18 protein-coding genes are annotated in these 17,053 nt (G+C 24.0%); 12 read left to right on the forward strand and 6 right to left on the reverse strand.

From position 1 onward, the window contains the following. The first annotated feature begins 29 nt into the window (after window positions 1–29). Both AACL03_RS07645 and lpdA read left to right on the forward strand, forming a co-directional pair. Window positions 30–1,331 (forward strand): dihydrolipoamide acetyltransferase family protein, encoded by a 1,302-nt coding sequence (locus AACL03_RS07645; RefSeq protein WP_339039980.1) that lies wholly within the window; start codon window positions 30–32, stop codon window positions 1,329–1,331. A 16-nt stretch (window positions 1,332–1,347) separates the two neighbouring features. Beyond that, window positions 1,348–2,844, forward strand: coding sequence for a dihydrolipoyl dehydrogenase (gene lpdA, locus AACL03_RS07650; RefSeq protein WP_338957249.1), 1,497 nt, complete (start codon window positions 1,348–1,350; stop codon window positions 2,842–2,844). Between the two features lie 66 nt (window positions 2,845–2,910). Here lpdA and AACL03_RS07655 read toward each other — a convergent pair whose 3' ends face one another. Then, window positions 2,911–3,255: a hypothetical protein gene (locus AACL03_RS07655; protein WP_252320582.1), complete on the reverse strand. Its 345-nt coding sequence runs from the start codon at window positions 3,253–3,255 to the stop codon at window positions 2,911–2,913. A gap of 181 nt (window positions 3,256–3,436) precedes the next feature. Then, the gene (locus AACL03_RS07660) at window positions 3,437–4,414 is read right to left on the reverse strand and encodes a hypothetical protein (RefSeq protein WP_252320580.1); all 978 of its coding nucleotides are present in this window, start codon (window positions 4,412–4,414) and stop codon (window positions 3,437–3,439) included. Between the two features lie 1,102 nt (window positions 4,415–5,516). Between AACL03_RS07660 and AACL03_RS07665 the strand changes: the two genes are divergently transcribed. The 7 genes from AACL03_RS07665 to AACL03_RS07695 all read left to right on the forward strand — a co-directional run bounded on the left by AACL03_RS07665 (window position 5,517) and on the right by AACL03_RS07695 (window position 10,528). Then, window positions 5,517–6,389, forward strand: a complete 873-nt coding sequence (locus tag AACL03_RS07665; protein ID WP_339039981.1) for a hypothetical protein — start codon at window positions 5,517–5,519, stop codon at window positions 6,387–6,389. A 260-nt stretch (window positions 6,390–6,649) separates the two neighbouring features. Continuing rightward, the gene (gene rpsP, locus AACL03_RS07670; protein WP_308699597.1) at window positions 6,650–7,024 is read left to right on the forward strand and encodes a 30S ribosomal protein S16; all 375 of its coding nucleotides are present in this window, start codon (window positions 6,650–6,652) and stop codon (window positions 7,022–7,024) included. A 270-nt stretch (window positions 7,025–7,294) separates the two neighbouring features. Continuing rightward, window positions 7,295–7,810 (forward strand): ribosome maturation factor RimM, encoded by a 516-nt coding sequence (gene rimM, locus AACL03_RS07675; RefSeq protein WP_339039982.1) that lies wholly within the window; start codon window positions 7,295–7,297, stop codon window positions 7,808–7,810. Then, window positions 7,803–8,564 (forward strand): tRNA (guanosine(37)-N1)-methyltransferase TrmD, encoded by a 762-nt coding sequence (trmD, locus tag AACL03_RS07680; protein WP_339039983.1) that lies wholly within the window; start codon window positions 7,803–7,805, stop codon window positions 8,562–8,564. Before rimM ends, trmD begins: the two co-directional genes overlap by 8 nt. 3 nt (window positions 8,565–8,567) lie before the next feature. Further along, a complete protein-coding gene (rplS, locus tag AACL03_RS07685) occupies window positions 8,568–8,933 on the forward strand; it encodes a 50S ribosomal protein L19 (RefSeq protein ID WP_252319419.1) in 366 nt (121 codons plus the stop codon). An 85-nt stretch (window positions 8,934–9,018) separates the two neighbouring features. Continuing rightward, window positions 9,019–9,921: a ribosome biogenesis GTPase YlqF gene (ylqF, locus tag AACL03_RS07690; RefSeq protein ID WP_252319417.1), complete on the forward strand. Its 903-nt coding sequence runs from the start codon at window positions 9,019–9,021 to the stop codon at window positions 9,919–9,921. Continuing rightward, on the forward strand, window positions 9,911–10,528 hold the full coding sequence (locus tag AACL03_RS07695) for a ribonuclease HII (protein WP_339039984.1): 618 nt from the start codon (window positions 9,911–9,913) through the stop codon (window positions 10,526–10,528). Before ylqF ends, AACL03_RS07695 begins: the two co-directional genes overlap by 11 nt. Here AACL03_RS07695 and AACL03_RS07700 read toward each other — a convergent pair. Next, a complete protein-coding gene (locus AACL03_RS07700; RefSeq protein WP_338957219.1) occupies window positions 10,521–11,096 on the reverse strand; it encodes a hypothetical protein in 576 nt (191 codons plus the stop codon). The genes AACL03_RS07695 and AACL03_RS07700 overlap by 8 nt on opposite strands. A 126-nt stretch (window positions 11,097–11,222) precedes the next feature. Continuing rightward, window positions 11,223–12,173 carry an IS30 family transposase gene (locus tag AACL03_RS07705; RefSeq protein ID WP_339038665.1) on the reverse strand — a complete coding sequence of 317 codons (951 nt, stop codon included), beginning with the start codon at window positions 12,171–12,173 and terminating at the stop codon, window positions 11,223–11,225. Window positions 12,174–12,499: 326 nt separating this feature from the next. Between AACL03_RS07705 and AACL03_RS07710 the strand changes: the two genes are divergently transcribed. Together AACL03_RS07710 and AACL03_RS07715 are read left to right on the forward strand one after the other, a co-directional pair. Continuing rightward, the gene (locus AACL03_RS07710) at window positions 12,500–12,829 is read left to right on the forward strand and encodes a hypothetical protein (RefSeq protein WP_339039985.1); all 330 of its coding nucleotides are present in this window, start codon (window positions 12,500–12,502) and stop codon (window positions 12,827–12,829) included. Further along, window positions 12,762–13,304 carry a hypothetical protein gene (locus AACL03_RS07715; protein WP_339039986.1) on the forward strand — a complete coding sequence of 181 codons (543 nt, stop codon included), beginning with the start codon at window positions 12,762–12,764 and terminating at the stop codon, window positions 13,302–13,304. Before AACL03_RS07710 ends, AACL03_RS07715 begins: the two co-directional genes overlap by 68 nt. A 117-nt stretch (window positions 13,305–13,421) precedes the next feature. Here the strand turns inward: AACL03_RS07715 and AACL03_RS07720 are convergent, their stop codons facing one another. Continuing rightward, on the reverse strand, window positions 13,422–14,354 hold the full coding sequence (locus AACL03_RS07720) for a hypothetical protein (RefSeq protein ID WP_338957213.1): 933 nt from the start codon (window positions 14,352–14,354) through the stop codon (window positions 13,422–13,424). 405 nt (window positions 14,355–14,759) lie between these two features. Here AACL03_RS07720 and AACL03_RS07725 point away from each other — a divergent pair, with 405 nt between their 5' ends. Beyond that, window positions 14,760–15,170, forward strand: coding sequence for a hypothetical protein (locus tag AACL03_RS07725; RefSeq protein WP_339039987.1), 411 nt, complete (start codon window positions 14,760–14,762; stop codon window positions 15,168–15,170). A gap of 127 nt (window positions 15,171–15,297) precedes the next feature. Here the strand turns inward: AACL03_RS07725 and AACL03_RS07730 are convergent, their stop codons facing one another. Then, on the reverse strand, window positions 15,298–16,791 hold the full coding sequence (locus AACL03_RS07730) for a YfcC family protein (protein WP_339039988.1): 1,494 nt from the start codon (window positions 16,789–16,791) through the stop codon (window positions 15,298–15,300). Window positions 16,792–17,053: the final 262 nt, after the last annotated feature.

The raw sequence follows: 17,053 nt of genomic DNA on the forward strand, positions 1-17,053 counted from the left end.
TAGTTGTTTAAAGAAAGGAAAGTGAAAAGATGGAATTGAAGTTTAAAGATATGGATGGAATAGATGAAGTTACTGTAACTCAAATTCATGTTAAAGTTGGAGATAATGTAAAAAAAGGTGATAATGTTGTTGATATCGAAGCAGATAAAGCTTCAGATAGTATTAAAGCCGAAGCAGATGGTAAAGTTTCTAAGATTCTTGTTAAAGAAGGAGATAGTATTAAGTCAGGTGCTGTTATTGTTGAGTTTGGTGGGACGATTAGTGATAATAAAAGTCCTTCATCAACAAATTCTTCACCAAAATCTGAATCAGTTGCTAGTACATCTACAGTATCACCAGTTGAATTACCAAAACAAAATGTGCAACCTATTCAACAAACGGGTAAAGTATTAGCAACACCATTAGCACGTAGAATGGCTTGTGACTTAGGTGTTGATATGGGAACAATTAAAGGAACTGGTCCTCGTGGTAGAATTTTAAAAGATGATTTATTAAATGCCAAGAATGGTGGTACAACAACTAGTGCTACTGCATCAACAACACCTATTAATTCAATATCTTCAGTTTCTGCTACAACTATTAGTTCACAAGGTATTAATGTTACTAAAATCGAAAGTTTTGGTAATGTTGAACATTTACCATTATCAGGAATTCGTAAGGCTGTTGCTAATCAAATGTCATTATCAGTTTATACAGCACCACATGTTAGTTTAATGATTAATGTTGATGCTGAAAACTTAGTACAATTACGTGCAACTTTAAAAGAACCAGCGGAAAAAGATCCAGATGGTAGTGCTAAATTAACATTTATGCCATTCTTTGTAAAGGCTGTTGCTAAAGCGTTAAAAGAAGAACGATTTAAATTACTTAATTCAACTTTGAACATGGCTAATAATGAAATTCTTGTTAAAAAATATTATAACATTGGTATGGCAGCTGATACTGAAAAGGGTTTAGTAGTTCCTGTTATTAAAAATGCTGATCAACTTTCATTATTTGAAATAGCAAGACAAGTTAATTCATTGGGTGATAAAGCTCGTAAGGGGCTATTAAAAGGTGATGAAATGCAAGGTGGATCATTTACTATTACTAATTTTGGTTCAGCAGGAATTGAAATGGGAACACCAGTTATTAATTATCCAGAAGTAGCAATTTTGGGTCTAGGAATGATGCAAAAAAAACTAATTATTGCTGATGGTAAAATTGTTGAACATAAGTTCTTTCCATTATCACTTTCAATTGATCATCGTGTTATTGATGGTGCACCTGCTGGTTATTTCCTTTCTCGACTTAAAGAGTTATTAGAAAATCCAACATTAATTTTAGCTTAAGGAGAAAATGTAAAAGATGTCTAACTATGATTTTGATTTAATAATTATCGGGGCAGGTCCTGGTGGTTATGTAACAGCGGCTCGAGCAGCAAAGATGGGTTTAAAAACTGCAATTGTTGAAAAAGATAACTGAGGTGGAGTCTGTTTAAATGTTGGATGTATTCCTACTAAGACGTTACTAAAGGGCGCAAAAGTTTTTCATTATATTGAAAATGCTGATAAATATGGTGTTGCTATTAAAGATAAAAAAAATATTGAAATTAATTGAAAAGTAATGCAAGATCGTAAAGCTGGTGTTGTTAAAGGTTTAACTGGTGGTGTTGGCTTTTTAATGAAATCTAATAAAGTTGAACAATTATTAGGGACTGGAAGTGCTATTGATAAAAATACGATTTTAATGAAAGCTAAAGACGGTAAAGAAAAGAAATATACTACTAAATATATGATAATTGCTACTGGTTCAAAAGTAAAAATGTTTGATAATCCTAATGGTCCACAAGGTTTAAGTGAAAAAGATTTAAAAACAAACCAAACATTATTAACTTCGACTGAAATTCTTTCTTTAAAAGAAGTTCCAAAAACACTAACTATTATTGGTGGTGGTGTTATTGGAATTGAGTTTGCTTGTTTATTTAGTACACTTGGTACTAAAGTTACTATTATTGAATATTTAGATCGTATTTTAGCATTACTAGATGAAGATATTAGTACAACTTTAACTAAAATTCTTGAAAAAAATGGTGTTAATATTATTACTGGTCATAGTGTTAATGAATTAAAGGATAAAACTTTAACTTATTATGCTGCAACCGATAAAGAACATAAAAAACCATTAACAGTAACTAGCGACTATTGTTTATTAAGTACTGGAAGAACGCCAATTACTGAAGGTTTTACTAATTTGGGAATTCAAATTAAACCCAATCAAGCATTTGCCGTAAATAATAAATTGGAAGCTTTAGATGCTAACAATAATGTTATTGATAATATATATGTAATTGGAGATGCTAATGGTCAAAGAATGCTTGCTCACGTTGCGTCAACACAAGGATTAGCAGCACTTAATAATATTTTAGTTAAAGAAGGTAGAACGGATGCTGATAATCAGCCATTGAAAGAGCAAGAAGTAGATTATAATAAAATGCCTAGTTGTATTTATTCATTCCCTGAAGTGGCAAGTGTTGGTTTAACTGAAACTGAATGTAAATCTTTAGGTAAAGAATATTTGATGAAGAAAATACCATTTACTATTAATGGTAAGGCATTGGCTGATGGTGAGACTGATGGTTTTGTTAAAATAATTATTGATAAAAAATATGGAGAAATCCTAGGTGCTCATATTTTATGTTCAACGGCTACTGATATAATTGCTGAAATTGTTAATATTATGCAAACGGAAGGTACTATTGTTGAATTAGCCTCTTCTTGTCATCCACATCCAACAATGTCAGAAGTAGTTATGGATGTTGCACAAGATTTAGAATTAGAATGATACAAAGTTAATAAAAAATAGAAAATAATAAAAATGTACCTAAAAATTTAAAGGTACATTTTTATTGTAAAATTAATATAATATTGATTAAAAAGTATTGCTTCTTCTTTTTTTATCAAAAAAATAATTAGTGGTATTACTGTTAATTTCTTTTTGTAAATATTTATTTCATGTAGTTATTTGTTCAAATTGTATATTTTCTAAATTTTCATTACATAAATTATTATTTTCTGACGTTCTTTTTTTAAATAGTGTTTGAAATGTTTTTACTTCATTTTGTTGCATTTCTGTTTTATCTTTATCTTCTAATAATTTGCATATAATAGTATTTTTTTCTGTTCGGCATTTAATAAAAATATTTTCTTTACATTTCACTGCTTGTTCTCAATTTTTATCTTTTTCAATATCAAAATCATATTTATTTGTTGACATTTTATTATTGTTCCTTTCGAGATAAAAATGTTAATTATGTCACTTTGGATAAAAAACCAATAGTAGTGACAAGTTAATTTTATAATGATATTTAAAAATATTTATATATGATCTATAAATAAAAAAAGTGTAAAAAAATTACTTTAATTTTCTAAGTAAAAAATTAAAGTAATCATTATTTTTAAATAACCTTATTGATTTGATTTTTTGTTTTATATTCAATAAATATTTTTTGAAAAAGAGGATCTGTTAAAACATTATTTAATACTAGTTGTTCATATGTTTCATAGTTGTGATTTCTTTGCACATAATATGTTTCATAAGCAAATAAGTGCATAATCATATTACCAATGGTAGGATTACTTTCTTTATTATTTTTTCAAAGTATTTCTTGTAGTTTAATACCGTGTTTTTTAAATAACATATTCATTGAATGTTTTATTTTATGTGGTCTAGTTAATATTAATTTTTCAATAGCACTACTAATATTAAGACCATTAGCAAATATATCATCTAAACTATGAATAAAGTTTCTCAATTGAATTAATTCGAGATCTTCAAATAATTGTTCATTATCTTGCAAAATTTTTTTCATTAATAACATTTTAACATGACTATCATTTTGTTCAATATAAATAGGAATTTTAATCATATTAGTGAAACTTCTAATGATTGGAATTAATTCTTGTTTAAATTGATAGCCTAAATGGTAGTGAATTATAAAAAATAATAATAAAAGATTTTCATATATTTTATTTAAATTCAAAAAGGTAAGTGATTTTTTATGTTCATCTATTGTTTTAATAAATGACTGATGGAATTGAGTGATAATATTAATAATATCTTGTGAAGTATTTTCCAAACATACGTTTTTAAAATTGGTAAGTATAGTTTTTTTATATATAAGATTTGCATTATTAAATTCTTTTAAAGCATTTTTATAATAATCTGTTGTGAATGTTTCTGAAAGTTCTTTTTGTAAACTATTAATTTTTTCTTCATCACAAAGAATAACTGCATCTTGATAGTTTAAAAATAAAACAATTCAATTTATACACATTTTTTTTTGATCAACAGTTAAATTTGTATCAACGAAACATTGGAATAAAGCACCGCCAGTTTCAATGATACACTCATCAGCTGTTTTGTTAATTAACATTATTTGGCACCTAACTTTCTTTTTTGTAGTTTTAATAATTTAATTAAAAAGTGTTTTAAGGTCAACTATCTTCTTTAATATTCTATCATTATAAATGACTTTTTTAAATTTTAGTAAAAATTACCAATTTTAATAATTTTTTTAAACAAGTTAAAAAATGACTATTAACTTTAGATTTTTAAATCACTTGAAAAAATATTTAAAAATTTTTTAAATCATTAGATAATCAGATGTATTTTTTTGTTCAATAGTTAAGTTTGCATCAATGAAACATTGAAATAAAAAATCTCTATTTTAATGATGTAATTATTAGTTGTTATATTAATTAACATTATTTGGCACCTAACTTTCTTTTATAATTTGATAACTTTTAATTAAAATATATTTTAAAAGTCAGTTATCTCTTTTAATCTCCTATCATTATAAATGACTTTTTTAAATTTTAGTAAAAATTACCAATTTTAATAATTTTTTAAACAAGTTAAAAAATATTATTAACTTTAAATTCTAAAATGTTATTTTTAAAATTATTTAATGATTTTAAAGTAGGTTACTATTATTATATTTATATAACATCAACATATACTTTAAAATTGAAGTAATGCTCATATTTTATCTCAAATTCTTTATACAAGGGAGTCTAATAATTTTTAAATAAGTATAATTTGTTATGCAAGTTTTTTATAAACTTTTATATTTTTTCTAATTTTTTAAATATTAATTTTATAATCAAAAACTTAGTTAAACACTTATGGGACAAGATGTGATAGTGTGAATCTTGTATTCTTATTCTAACACATAATATTTGAAACTTCTTCTTTTTGGAAATTATTATTAATTGTAATAAAAAACTTTAGTATTAGCGATAATTATTAATTAAAAGCATTTTTTACTATAAATTAATTATAAAATAGATTATTAAAATTATAGTATTTTGACTTTAATAAGAGTAAAAAAAACTAATTTTATGAAAAATAAATAAATTTTGTAAAACAAAAAATAATATGTACAATATAATTATTAAGTTTAATATAAGTTTTTAACCCATTGCTTTTTTTAAGTAAATGGGTTTATTAATAAAAAAAATAAGAGGTAAAGAAGAATGGTAAATGATTTAGTTAATATAAATAAGTTTATAAAAAGTTTAAATACAAATAATATTAATAGTATAGATTTGATGCAACAATATTATTATCATGAAATAAGAGAAAATATAGAAATATATAATGAATTAATTGAAAAATTAGACAATATTTTTTCATTATTTAATATAACTATAGAACAAGAACAAAAATATAACAATTTTTTTATTTTTTTAAAAGAAGAAATAATAAAAACTAAGAAAAAATATCAGGAAAATTATAAATATGAAATAGAACAAATTGCCAAAATTTTAGATCAAAATCAACAGACTATTGATAATTATTTAGTAGTCAATAATAAATATAGTATTATTATTGCAAGTTTAAATAATAAAAAAATTACTAAATGAAAAAATAATTTTTTAAAAATTATTACTTTTGGTTTTTGAGATTGAAATAAAAAAATAACAATTCAACAAGAAGAATTAGAAAATTATAAAATTAATAATGAAGAATTGATAAAAGGGAAAGAATTAGAAAATGAAAAACTAAAACAAGAAAAAACTACTATTTTGATTGAAAAACTAAAGAAAAATATGTTTGAAATAACTAGTGTTCTTGCAGAAGTTGACATTTTAGAAGAAGAATTTAAAAAAATGCTCAGTGAAAAAACTAATAATGAACCTGAATGTGAAATTGCAGAGGAAGCAATTGAAGTACTAAGTAAAAAAAGAAGTTCATTTTGTTCACAAGATAGTGGTTTTGATTCAAATGCAAGTAGCGATAGTGAAGAATCTTCTTATCCAGAAAAATTAAATCCATTTATTAATGATGATGACGTAAGTTCTCAATCAACCAGTATTTTTAGTAAACCAATTTTGCCAAAAATGTAAATAGATAAATATAGTTATTAAAATAATTGTTAATTTTAATAATTAAATATTAATAAATAAATTATTTAAATACTTACATCAGTAAGTGTTTTTAATAGAAAAACTTATTTATTTAGAAAAAATATGTAACTTAGTAAAAATAAAGAAATTATTATTTTAAAATCTTTTTATCTGTTAAGTATTTTAACTTGACATCATTATGTGAATAAGATATTATTAAAAAGGTTTATTTGCCACAAATTAATAGAAGGAGGTAATTTATGGTTAAATTACGCTTAATACCAACAGGAAAAAGTAAATCAGTGCAACCTAGTTACAGAATTGTTGCGATTGATGCAAGAACAAAACTAAATGGTAGATATATTGATAAATTAGGTACTTATAATCCAACAAGCAAAGAAAAACAAGTAACTATCGATGAAGTAAAAGCATTAAAATTTTTATCAAATGGTGCTCAACCAACAGAAACTGTTCGTAGTTTATTATCAGCAGAAGGAATTATGACTAAATTTCATAATTTAAGACAAGAGAGAAAAAGTAGCAAACCTAAAAAAATAACAAAAAAAGTTACTGTAAAAAATAAAAAAACTGCTACTACTGATTCTATTAAAAAAGAAGAAGCACCCGCTACTTAATATTAAAATATGCTACAAGTGATTAATTAATATGTATGTAACATTGTTAGAAGGTTTAATTGAACCAATTTTACTTGATAAAATTTGTGAAGTTGAGATTCGCGAATTAGTAGAAAAAAATCACTATGATTTAATATTAATGGTACCAATCATTAATATCAGTATTGATTGGTAAAAAAGGAAATACTATTCGTGCATTATCAACAATTATTGAAAGCAAAGCATATTTAGAAAACAATACTATTAAATTAGTAATTAATGAGTTTTAAGATGAAATATTTAGAATTAGGTACTATTGTTAATACTCATGGTCTTATTGGTGAAGTTAAGGTTTTATGTAATTATTATGGTAATAAATTTTCATGAAAAGAAAAAACAACAGTTTATTTAGAAGAAACTAAACAACTAACACCTTTAATTATTTCAAGAGTAAGAAATCATAAGCAGTTTTTATTATTAACATTTGAAAATTATAATACTATTGAGTTAGTAAAAGGTATGAAAAATAAAAATTTAGTTATTAATACTGAAGAAATAATTAATGACAACTTACCTTGATTTTATGAAGATATTCTAAATTATGAAGCATTTGATGCTAATAATAATGCTTTTTTAGGAAAAGTTATTGCTTTCTTAGATAATAATCATCAAGGTTTATGAGAAATAAAAATGACTAATAAAAAAACCTTTTTTATTCTTAATAATAAAGTATTTATTAATAAAATTAATAAAGAAGAACAAAAAGTTTATTTTAATATTATTGAAGGATTAATTAATAATGACTAAAAACCAATTCACAATTATAACTTTATTTCCCAATGCTTTTAATGATTTTATGCAAACATCAATCATCAAACGAGCTATTACTAAAAAACAAATTAGCATTGATATTATTGATATTAGAAGTTTTGCTAATAATAAACACCAACAAGTTGATGATGCTCCTTATGGTGGTGGCAATGGTATGGTTTTACAAGCAATGCCAGTAATTAATGCTATTAATAGCGTAAAACTTAAATATCCTAAGGCTAAAACAATTTTACTTAGTCCACAAGGTCAACAATGAAATCAACAATTAGCTTATAAATATAGTCAAAAAAATATTAATTATATTTTAGTTTGTGGTCATTACGAAGGTATTGATGAACGCATTATGTCTTATATTGATGAAGAGATTTCAATTGGTGATTATGTATTAACTGGTGGTGAATTACCAGCAATGGTTATTATTAATTGTATTACTAGGTTAATTCCTAATGTTATTCAACATCAATCTCATCTTAATGATTCTTTTAATAACTCATTATTGGATTATCCAACATATACAAGACCAGAAGAAGTACTAGGTATGAAAGTTCCAGAAGTTTTAATTGGTGGTCACCATGAAAAGATAGCAGAATATCGTCATCAACAAGCATTAATTAATACTTATAAAAAAAGAATTGATTTATTTAAAAAATATCAATTATCTGCAAAAGATAAAATAATAATTGAAGAATATAAATCTTCACTTAAAAAAAATAAATGAAAGGAGAAATAAAACATGCAAAATGCAATTATTAAATTAGTTAGCGAAAGTCAACTAAATCATAATCTTCCTAATTTTAAATCTGGAGATACAATCCAAGTTTTTTCTAAAATTAAAGAAGAAAAAAAAGAACGTATTCAAATGTTTGAAGGAGTAGTTATTGCTCGCAAAGGTTCAGGAATTACGCAAAATGTTATTGTTCGTAAAACTGTTGGTGGTAAAGGTGTCGAAAAAACATTTGCTTTACATTCACCATTAATTGATAAAATTAATGTTATTCGTAAGGGTAAAGTAAGAAGAGCACGTATTTTCTACTTACGTAAATTAAGCGGTAAAGCTGCTAGAATTAAAGAAATTAAAACAGTAAAACCCGTTAAATAATAATTAAACCACCGTTATTAAAATCAATGGTGGTTTTCTAAATTGATATAAAATAATAATAAAATGTATTAAAGGAGTTAAAAAAATGCCTAATGAAAGTACCCATAATCAAATTCATTGATTCCCTGGTCATATGATGAAAGCCATTAAAGCAATTGAAACTAAGTTACCAATTATTGATGTTGCAATTGAAGTTTTAGATGCACGAGCACCATTAGCAACAAAAAGTACTTTATTAGATCGTTTATTAGAGAAAAAAATAAGAATTATTGTTCTTAACAAAGTTGATTTAGCAGATGATAATTTTACTAAAGAATGAGTTACTTTTTTTGAAAGTCAAGGTTTTTCTGTTTTATTGGCAAAATCATTAACTACAAAAATGAAACCACAGTTGTTAAATTTAATTACTAAATTAATGGAACCGCAAATGGAAAAAGAATTGGCAAAAGGTATTGTTAATCCAAAAATTAAGGTATTAATTATGGGATTACCAAATACGGGTAAATCAACATTTATCAATAATTTATTGCAACGTAAAGTAACACAAACTGCTAATATACCTGGTGTTACTAGAGGTCAACAATGAATTAAATTAAATCCAACGATTGATTTGTTAGATAGTCCTGGTATTTTACCACCAAAAATGAATGATCAAAAAGTAGTAATGATTTTAGCTTTAATTAAAGCAATTCCTGTTAAACATTTATTTTTAGAAGAAATGGCTAATTTTGCTTTAACCTTTTTACTTGAGAATTATTATGAAAGATTAGTAAAATATTATAATATTAATTTTGAAATTAAAAATATTAATGATGAAACATTATTTCTTTATTTTAAGAAATTAGCACAAAAATATCATTTAAAATTGGCTAATGATGAAGATAATACTCATCGTGCCATGAATTTATTTATTAATGATTTACAAGTAGGGAAACTAGGATTAATTTCATTTGAAATACCACCTAAGATTTTAAAACATGAAAAGTAGTTTACGATACGAAATTGATAATTATTCATCAGGAACATTAATTGCTGGTTTTGATGAAGTGGGAAGGGGAGCTATTGCAGGACCAATTGTTGTTGCAAGCGTTATTCTTAAACCAAACTTTAATCATCCTTTAATTAAAGATTCAAAACAATTATCAGCAAAACAACGAATAGCAATGTATCAAATTATAATTGATAATGCACTAACAGTTGTTGTTAGTATTAAAAGTCATCAATTTGTTAATATTCATAATCCTAAGCAGACTAGTATTTTAGCAATGATAGAAGCATTTAATAAATTAAAAATAGTACCTGATGTGTGTTTAGTTGATTTTGAAAAACCGCAATTTCCTAATTTTCTAGGAAAAGTTGAAGCAATAGTTAAAGGTGATCAAAAATCACTTAATATTGCTAGCGCTTCGATTATTGCTAAAGTAGTAAGAGATAAAATTATGATTGATTATGATACTCAATATCCTAATTATGGGTTTAAAAATCATAAAGGGTATTATACAAAAAATCATCAGATAGCATTACAAAATTATGGTATTTGTGATATTCATCGTATTAGTTGTGCGCCCGTTAAAAAATATAGCGGAATTATATAATAGAGAAACTTTTATTATTACAATTATTTACTGGTAATAAGTTATTATCTAATTTATTTATATCTGTTGCTAATAATTTATTATTTTGAATATTAAAAATTTCTTTAATTGGTTTAGTTCCTTGATTTATTAAAATATTTTTAAATGATTGAAGTCCAATTTTTTGTAAATTCTTTTCTAATTGGCTTGTAGGTGTTTTAATATTATAGGCAACTTCTAAATAAAAGAATCTTTTTTGAAAGTCATGGTCAAAATCTTGATATTTTTTATAGATTTTTTCTATTTTATTTATTATATTTTTATTTAATATTTTTTGAAAGGCATTATTGTTAATAATGTCTTTGCTAATATTTTCTAATAAATAGTGTAGTGGAAATAATTCAGTAGAATAACTAGTAACATTTTTATATGGTAATAATAAGTCATTGATTATTTCTTTTTTAATATTGTATTTTTGTCTAATTTTATTAGAAGTTTTAATTATATTTATTTTAAAACAAAATTTATTATCTTTATTATCAATTACTAACATAGTTGAAAATATTTCTTTATATATTTTTTTTAACATTTTATTTTTCCTTTTTTATTTGGATATTTAATTTAATAAAAATCCTAATATAGAAAAATAGCTATATTAGGTATATACATTTATTAAATTAGAATAATTATAGCTAAATTGTAAAGGTAAGTGCAACTAAATTATTTTTCTATCCAAATATTCGATTGGTGAAAGATAATTTAGTATTTTTCTCGGTTTTTGATTTAAAGACAATATAAATTTATGAACTTCATTTTTATTAGTTTTTGAAAAAATAAATTTTTTAGGAAATTTTTCTCTAATTAAACCATTAGTATTTTCATTAGTACCTCTTTGTCAAGGTGAATATGGATTGGCAAAATAAATTTTTACATCTAAATTTTTTTCAAGTTGTTGTCAATTTGAAAATTCTTTGCCACGATCAAAAGTAATAGTTTTAACAATGTTTTTAGGAAGAATTGATAAATAATAACTGACATTTTTATTAATAACTTTAGTAGTTCTGTTTTTAACTAATATTGCTAAAGTAAATCGTGATACTCTTTCAACTAAAGTTATTAAACATGATTTGCTTTTACCTCGTGATGATACTATAGTATCTCCTTCTCAATGACCAAGTGTTATACGATCATTAACATTTATATCTCGTTCTTTAATTGATTTACCATTAAACTTGCCACGATTTTCTTTAGATTTTCGTTTTTTACCTTTTCTTCTTAAATTTTTACTAGTAACTTTATCAAGCATTCCAAAATAAATTCAAGTATAAATTGTTTTAAAACTAATAACTCATTCTTTATGAAAATTTTTAATTCTGCCATAAATTTGTTCAGGTGATCAACCTAATAGTAATTTTTGTTGTACATATTTTACTAAATTCTTATTTTTAAACTTATGAAAACTAATATGTGATTGTTTTCGATTTTCAGCTTTATTTTGTGCAATTAATGAAAAATAATGATTATTATCTTTATTTCTATTAATTTCTCGAATAATAGTACTAATACTTCGATTAAGATTTTTAGCTATTTCACTAATTTTAAATTTAAATTTCAATTGATTCTCAATATAAATTCTTTCATCTATGCCAAGATGTTTATAACTCATATAAAAACTCCTTACTTTTTTCTAAACTAAATTTAGCATTATGAAATTTTTATATGAGAATTTTTTGCAATTTTATTTACTTGCACTTACAAGTATAACTCAGCTATATCTAAAAATATGAAATAATACTATTTATTTTTACTATTTATTTTTTATTATTGCTTTTCTTAATGATTATGGACAAATCTTATTGAGATTTTTAATTTAATTTTTTTGAAATAAACTTATATGTTTATTAAATTTTCTAGTTCTGTTATAATTAAAGTATATTAATTTAAAGTAAAATAGTTTTTAATTTATAATTTAAGATAGTCAGGGGAATTATAATGACAAAGAGATTCGGTTATAATTTATTAGCATTTGTATATTTTTCAAATCAACGTCGCGGTACTGCTAAATTAGTTTTGAAAAAAAGTACATGTAAACGTATTATTAAAATTTACAAGAAAAATAAAAATTTACAAATAAGTGATAAGGTAAGATTATTATCTAATTTGTTAAGTAGTAATATTGTTTCTAAAATTTCAGCTTTAGCAGAAGAATCTTCAATGCCATATACTTTGATTGATGAAATAGTTTTTGTTATTCTTGAACAATGAGAACTATTTTTACAATGAAGTAAAAAAAATAACAAATGCTCTTATTATTATTGTTAATAAAAATCTAGAATTTAGCGCTGATTGAGTAGGTAACGAGAATATTTTTGCAGAGTTAATAACCGAATATACTATTAATTATAAAGAATTAGGAATGAACACCATTATTAAAAATAATGGTTTTTCTTACGAAAGAGATGGTATTAAGTATAGTGCTAATGGTATTGCTAAAATTATTTTAACACCATGTTTATGAAAACAATTAGATAAATTAAATAATAGTTTTGGGATATCGCAATATTTAAGGAATGAACAAATATTTTGTTATCTTTCTTTAGAACCAAATTTTGATAAAATTTTAAATTATGCTTTTGAACAATTGGCAGTTTTAATTTTTAATAATAAAAAATATGTTAATGATGCTTTTCTTAAGTTTAAAGTAGGTGTTGTTTTAGAATTTGAAGCAGTAGTGCATGAACAATTTCAATTAAAACAAATTTCAGCAATGAAAGTTAATAGCGAAGAATTAAAATAATATATATTATTTTGAAGTAAAAAATAAGGTAATACTAGACTAGTATTACCTTAATTAATATATTTTAGAAAAATTGAATAATGATTTTATGCTAATCATATCATTATTATTTTACTATTAATTGTTTATTCTTATTATTATTGTTGACTTTAAAGAAATAGTTTCTTGGTTTTTTACTAAAGCAATAGAAAGTGTTAGTTCATCTCCGTCTGTTAAATTATTTGGACGAGGGAATGCTCCTCTTCTTTCAAAACTTATAACATTAAATTTTGCTTTTCAACCAACTAATTGTTCAAAGTTATTAAATTTAATAGCTTTTTCAGTTCTGCTTTTGCTTATTAATGGTACTTCTGTTTTATCTTTTAATCATTTATTAACAGTTTCTTCTAATTTATAACCCGCTTGGAAATGCTCAATAGAACTTCCTTCATAAACAAATTCATTATAACTTAACTTAGCAGGACTATCACTTGCAAAAATATTAAATAAAGCATCAGTTCCAGTCATTACTTTTACTGTATATTTATCCCCTAAATTTGTTTTACCATCTTCTTTAAAGAATTGTAAATTATATGTCCCATCACCAACTACAAGTTTTTCATCATCATTTGGTTCTACAAATTTACTAGTAGAAACTTTTATATTAGATATTTTATTTTTAATTTTAGCAACTTCCGCTGCATCAAAAGTACCATCTTCAGGTGTTGTTCCTGATGTTAATTTCTGTTGTAAAACAGATTTTAAAAAATAGAAACTGTCTTTATCTTTAGCTTTGACTTGACCAGTAGTTGCCTCATTTTCTAATAATTTAGTAACTAAAATATCGGAATTATCAATTCAGAAAAAGGATGTATCTTTTTCTCAATCAAGTCTAATAGTTTTTAAACCGTTTCCTTCATCATTTGTTAAATCTAAATTTATTGATACTTGATCTAGTAATATTTTTACTTGATCTTCTTTGTTGTTACCACAAGCTATAACAGTAGTTACTGGCACTGTTGTTATGACACTAGCACCTAATAACTTTAATAATGTTCTCATATTCCTCATTTTTTTCTTAACCTCCTCAGTTAAATCTAGAATAGATGTGAGAAATTATCTTCAATAATCTTATGTAAAACATATTATTTTAAATAACTCACTAATACTATTATAATACATAAAAAAAATTTTATGGTTTTTTTACACCTTTAAGAGTGTATTTATAAATTATTAATAGTAAAATTAAATAAAAAACACTTATAATTTTATTTTTTAATATAATCAAAATATATTAAAAATATTTAAGATTTTAATTAAAAATTAAAATCATATTAGTATTTATTGTTATAAAGTAATATCTGAAAAAAATAAAAATAATAAAGTATAATATTTCTATAAATAAAAAAATATAAGTTTTTGACCTATTGTTTAAGTTTTAAGCAAGTAGGTTTTTTATTTTGAAAGGGGAAAAATATGAATTTAAAATCTTTACTATCTGAAATAAAAGTTGATTATAAAGAAATTATAGAAATTTTTAGAAAAATAGAAGCAAAAAAGGAAAATATTAAATCATTATGAGATGAATTAAGTAAGTATAAACAGCAATTACAGAAAGAAAAAAGTGATGATAATATTAACCAAAAATTATTAATTATTTATAAAGTTTCTGCTTTTGTTGAAGAAATGTTGTTAAATTCTTGTCAATCAACAGAATATGATCCTGCTACTGGAAAAATAATTAGAGACAGTAAAATGAGTGAAAATTTTGTAAATGATTGAAATAATTTTAATAAAATATTAGAACAAATTTTTTTACCAGAAGATGAAGTTGTAGAAATTTCAGAATTAGCAGATGATCAATTAAGTCTACTAAATAATGAATAAACGCAAACAGATCGTGAAAGTGAATGTTTTCCCAAACGATGTTTAATTTTATAAAAATGAAATAAAAATTAAAAAACTTTTCTCTAATTAGAGAAAAGTTTTAATTAACATAGTGCTTTAAATTCTACTAAAATATTGATTGAGGTAATAAAGTTCCAATACTTAACATTATTAAGGCAAAGACAGTAATACCAATAGTATATGGTCAGATTGATCGATAAAAACTTGTTAGGGGAACTTTAGCAATGGCAAGTCCTGCCATCATTACACCTGCACTTGGTGCAAATAAATTAATTCAACCACTAGCCATAACAAAAGTAGTAATCATTCCTGAACCTAATCCTAAAGGAATTACTATTTTTGAAACAATAGGGAAAACAGCTTTTGCAAATCCTGATGTTGAAGGAATAACAAAGGCAATCAAAAGAAAAGCAAAAAAACCAATAATAACAATAGCAAATCTTGGCAATTTATCAATACTTTGCAATTGACCAACAACAACATGTTGCATTCCTGAATGTTGTAATGATCAGCCAATTCCACCAGCAACAGCAATTATTAAAGCAACACCTAATAATTCTGAAGAACCACTAATAAAATTACGAACATATTGTTCTTCGCCTTTTCAATCAATTGCTGCAATGATAATTGAAACAAAGAAAAATAAGAAAGCTAACATTTCAATATTTCAGTCACCAAATGCATTAATTTGACTTGTGAAATATGGAAAATATTTAATTAATGTATTGTGAAAATCATCAAAAATAGTTGTTCCTGTAATTTTACCTCATGGAATAATACAAAGCACCATAATTAAAAATGTTAATCCAAATAGTGCTAAAATAATTTTACGACGTTTAGTAAATTCAGGTATTTCTTCTTTATTAATAAATTCTTCATGATGCTCACTATGTAAGTGAAAAACAACTGATTTTTCGGGATTACGTTTAACACGGATTGCATATCACATAACAAAAGCAATAGTACCGATAGTTGCTAAAAATCAACAAATTAAACGTCAGATGATTCCATCACCCGGATTTAAACCACTAGCTTGTGAAGCTGTGGCAATAGCAAAGGGATTAAGTGTTGAAAACATAACACCAACACCAGCACCCAATAAAATCATTAATACAGCTGTAACAACATCAAAACCAGCAGCTAACATTGCTGGAATAATAATTAAATAGTAAGGAATAGTTTCTTCACACATTCCTTCAACTGTTCCACCAATCGATAGGATAGTCATAATTGAAGGAATAATTCAAATTTCTTTTCCGTTTAGACGTTTAACTAAACGACCAATTCCTGCATCTAGTGCACCTGATTTCATAACTATGCCAATATATCCACCAATTACTAAAACAAAAACAATAATATCACTGCTACCAATGAAACCTTTAATTGGAGCCAAAAATAAGTCCATGATACCTAATGGCCCACCTTCTTGTCAGGGGTTATCAGTGCTTACAGGTTTTGATTCATCTTCTAATCATTTACCTGTTGTTCCTGGAATCCAAGAAATAATAATAATTAGAGCAATAATAAAGAATAAGACTGTAATTGCTGTTGGCATTTTAAATGGAAATAAACGAAATTTTTTCTTTTTGGTAATTCCCATATATGATTAATACCTCCTTCTTTATTTTTTTAAAAGTATTATTATATAATACACTATTTATCATGTAGAATAAAAGATGTTTAAGCTTATTTTTTAAAATAACTTATTAAAAAAGTAGTATTTTTATTTAAGTAACATTATTATAATAATAGTTTTTAAAAAAATGTTATTTTTTTATTAGTATTATTTGAAAATTTAATTAAATATTAGTAGTATTTTAAAATAAAATTAGTTATTATAAATTACATATATTTTTTTATTT

The organism is Spiroplasma endosymbiont of Andrena trimmerana, assembly GCF_964019575.1.
In the GTDB taxonomy this organism is placed as follows: domain Bacteria; phylum Bacillota_I; class Bacilli_A; order Mycoplasmatales; family VBWQ01; genus Spiroplasma_E.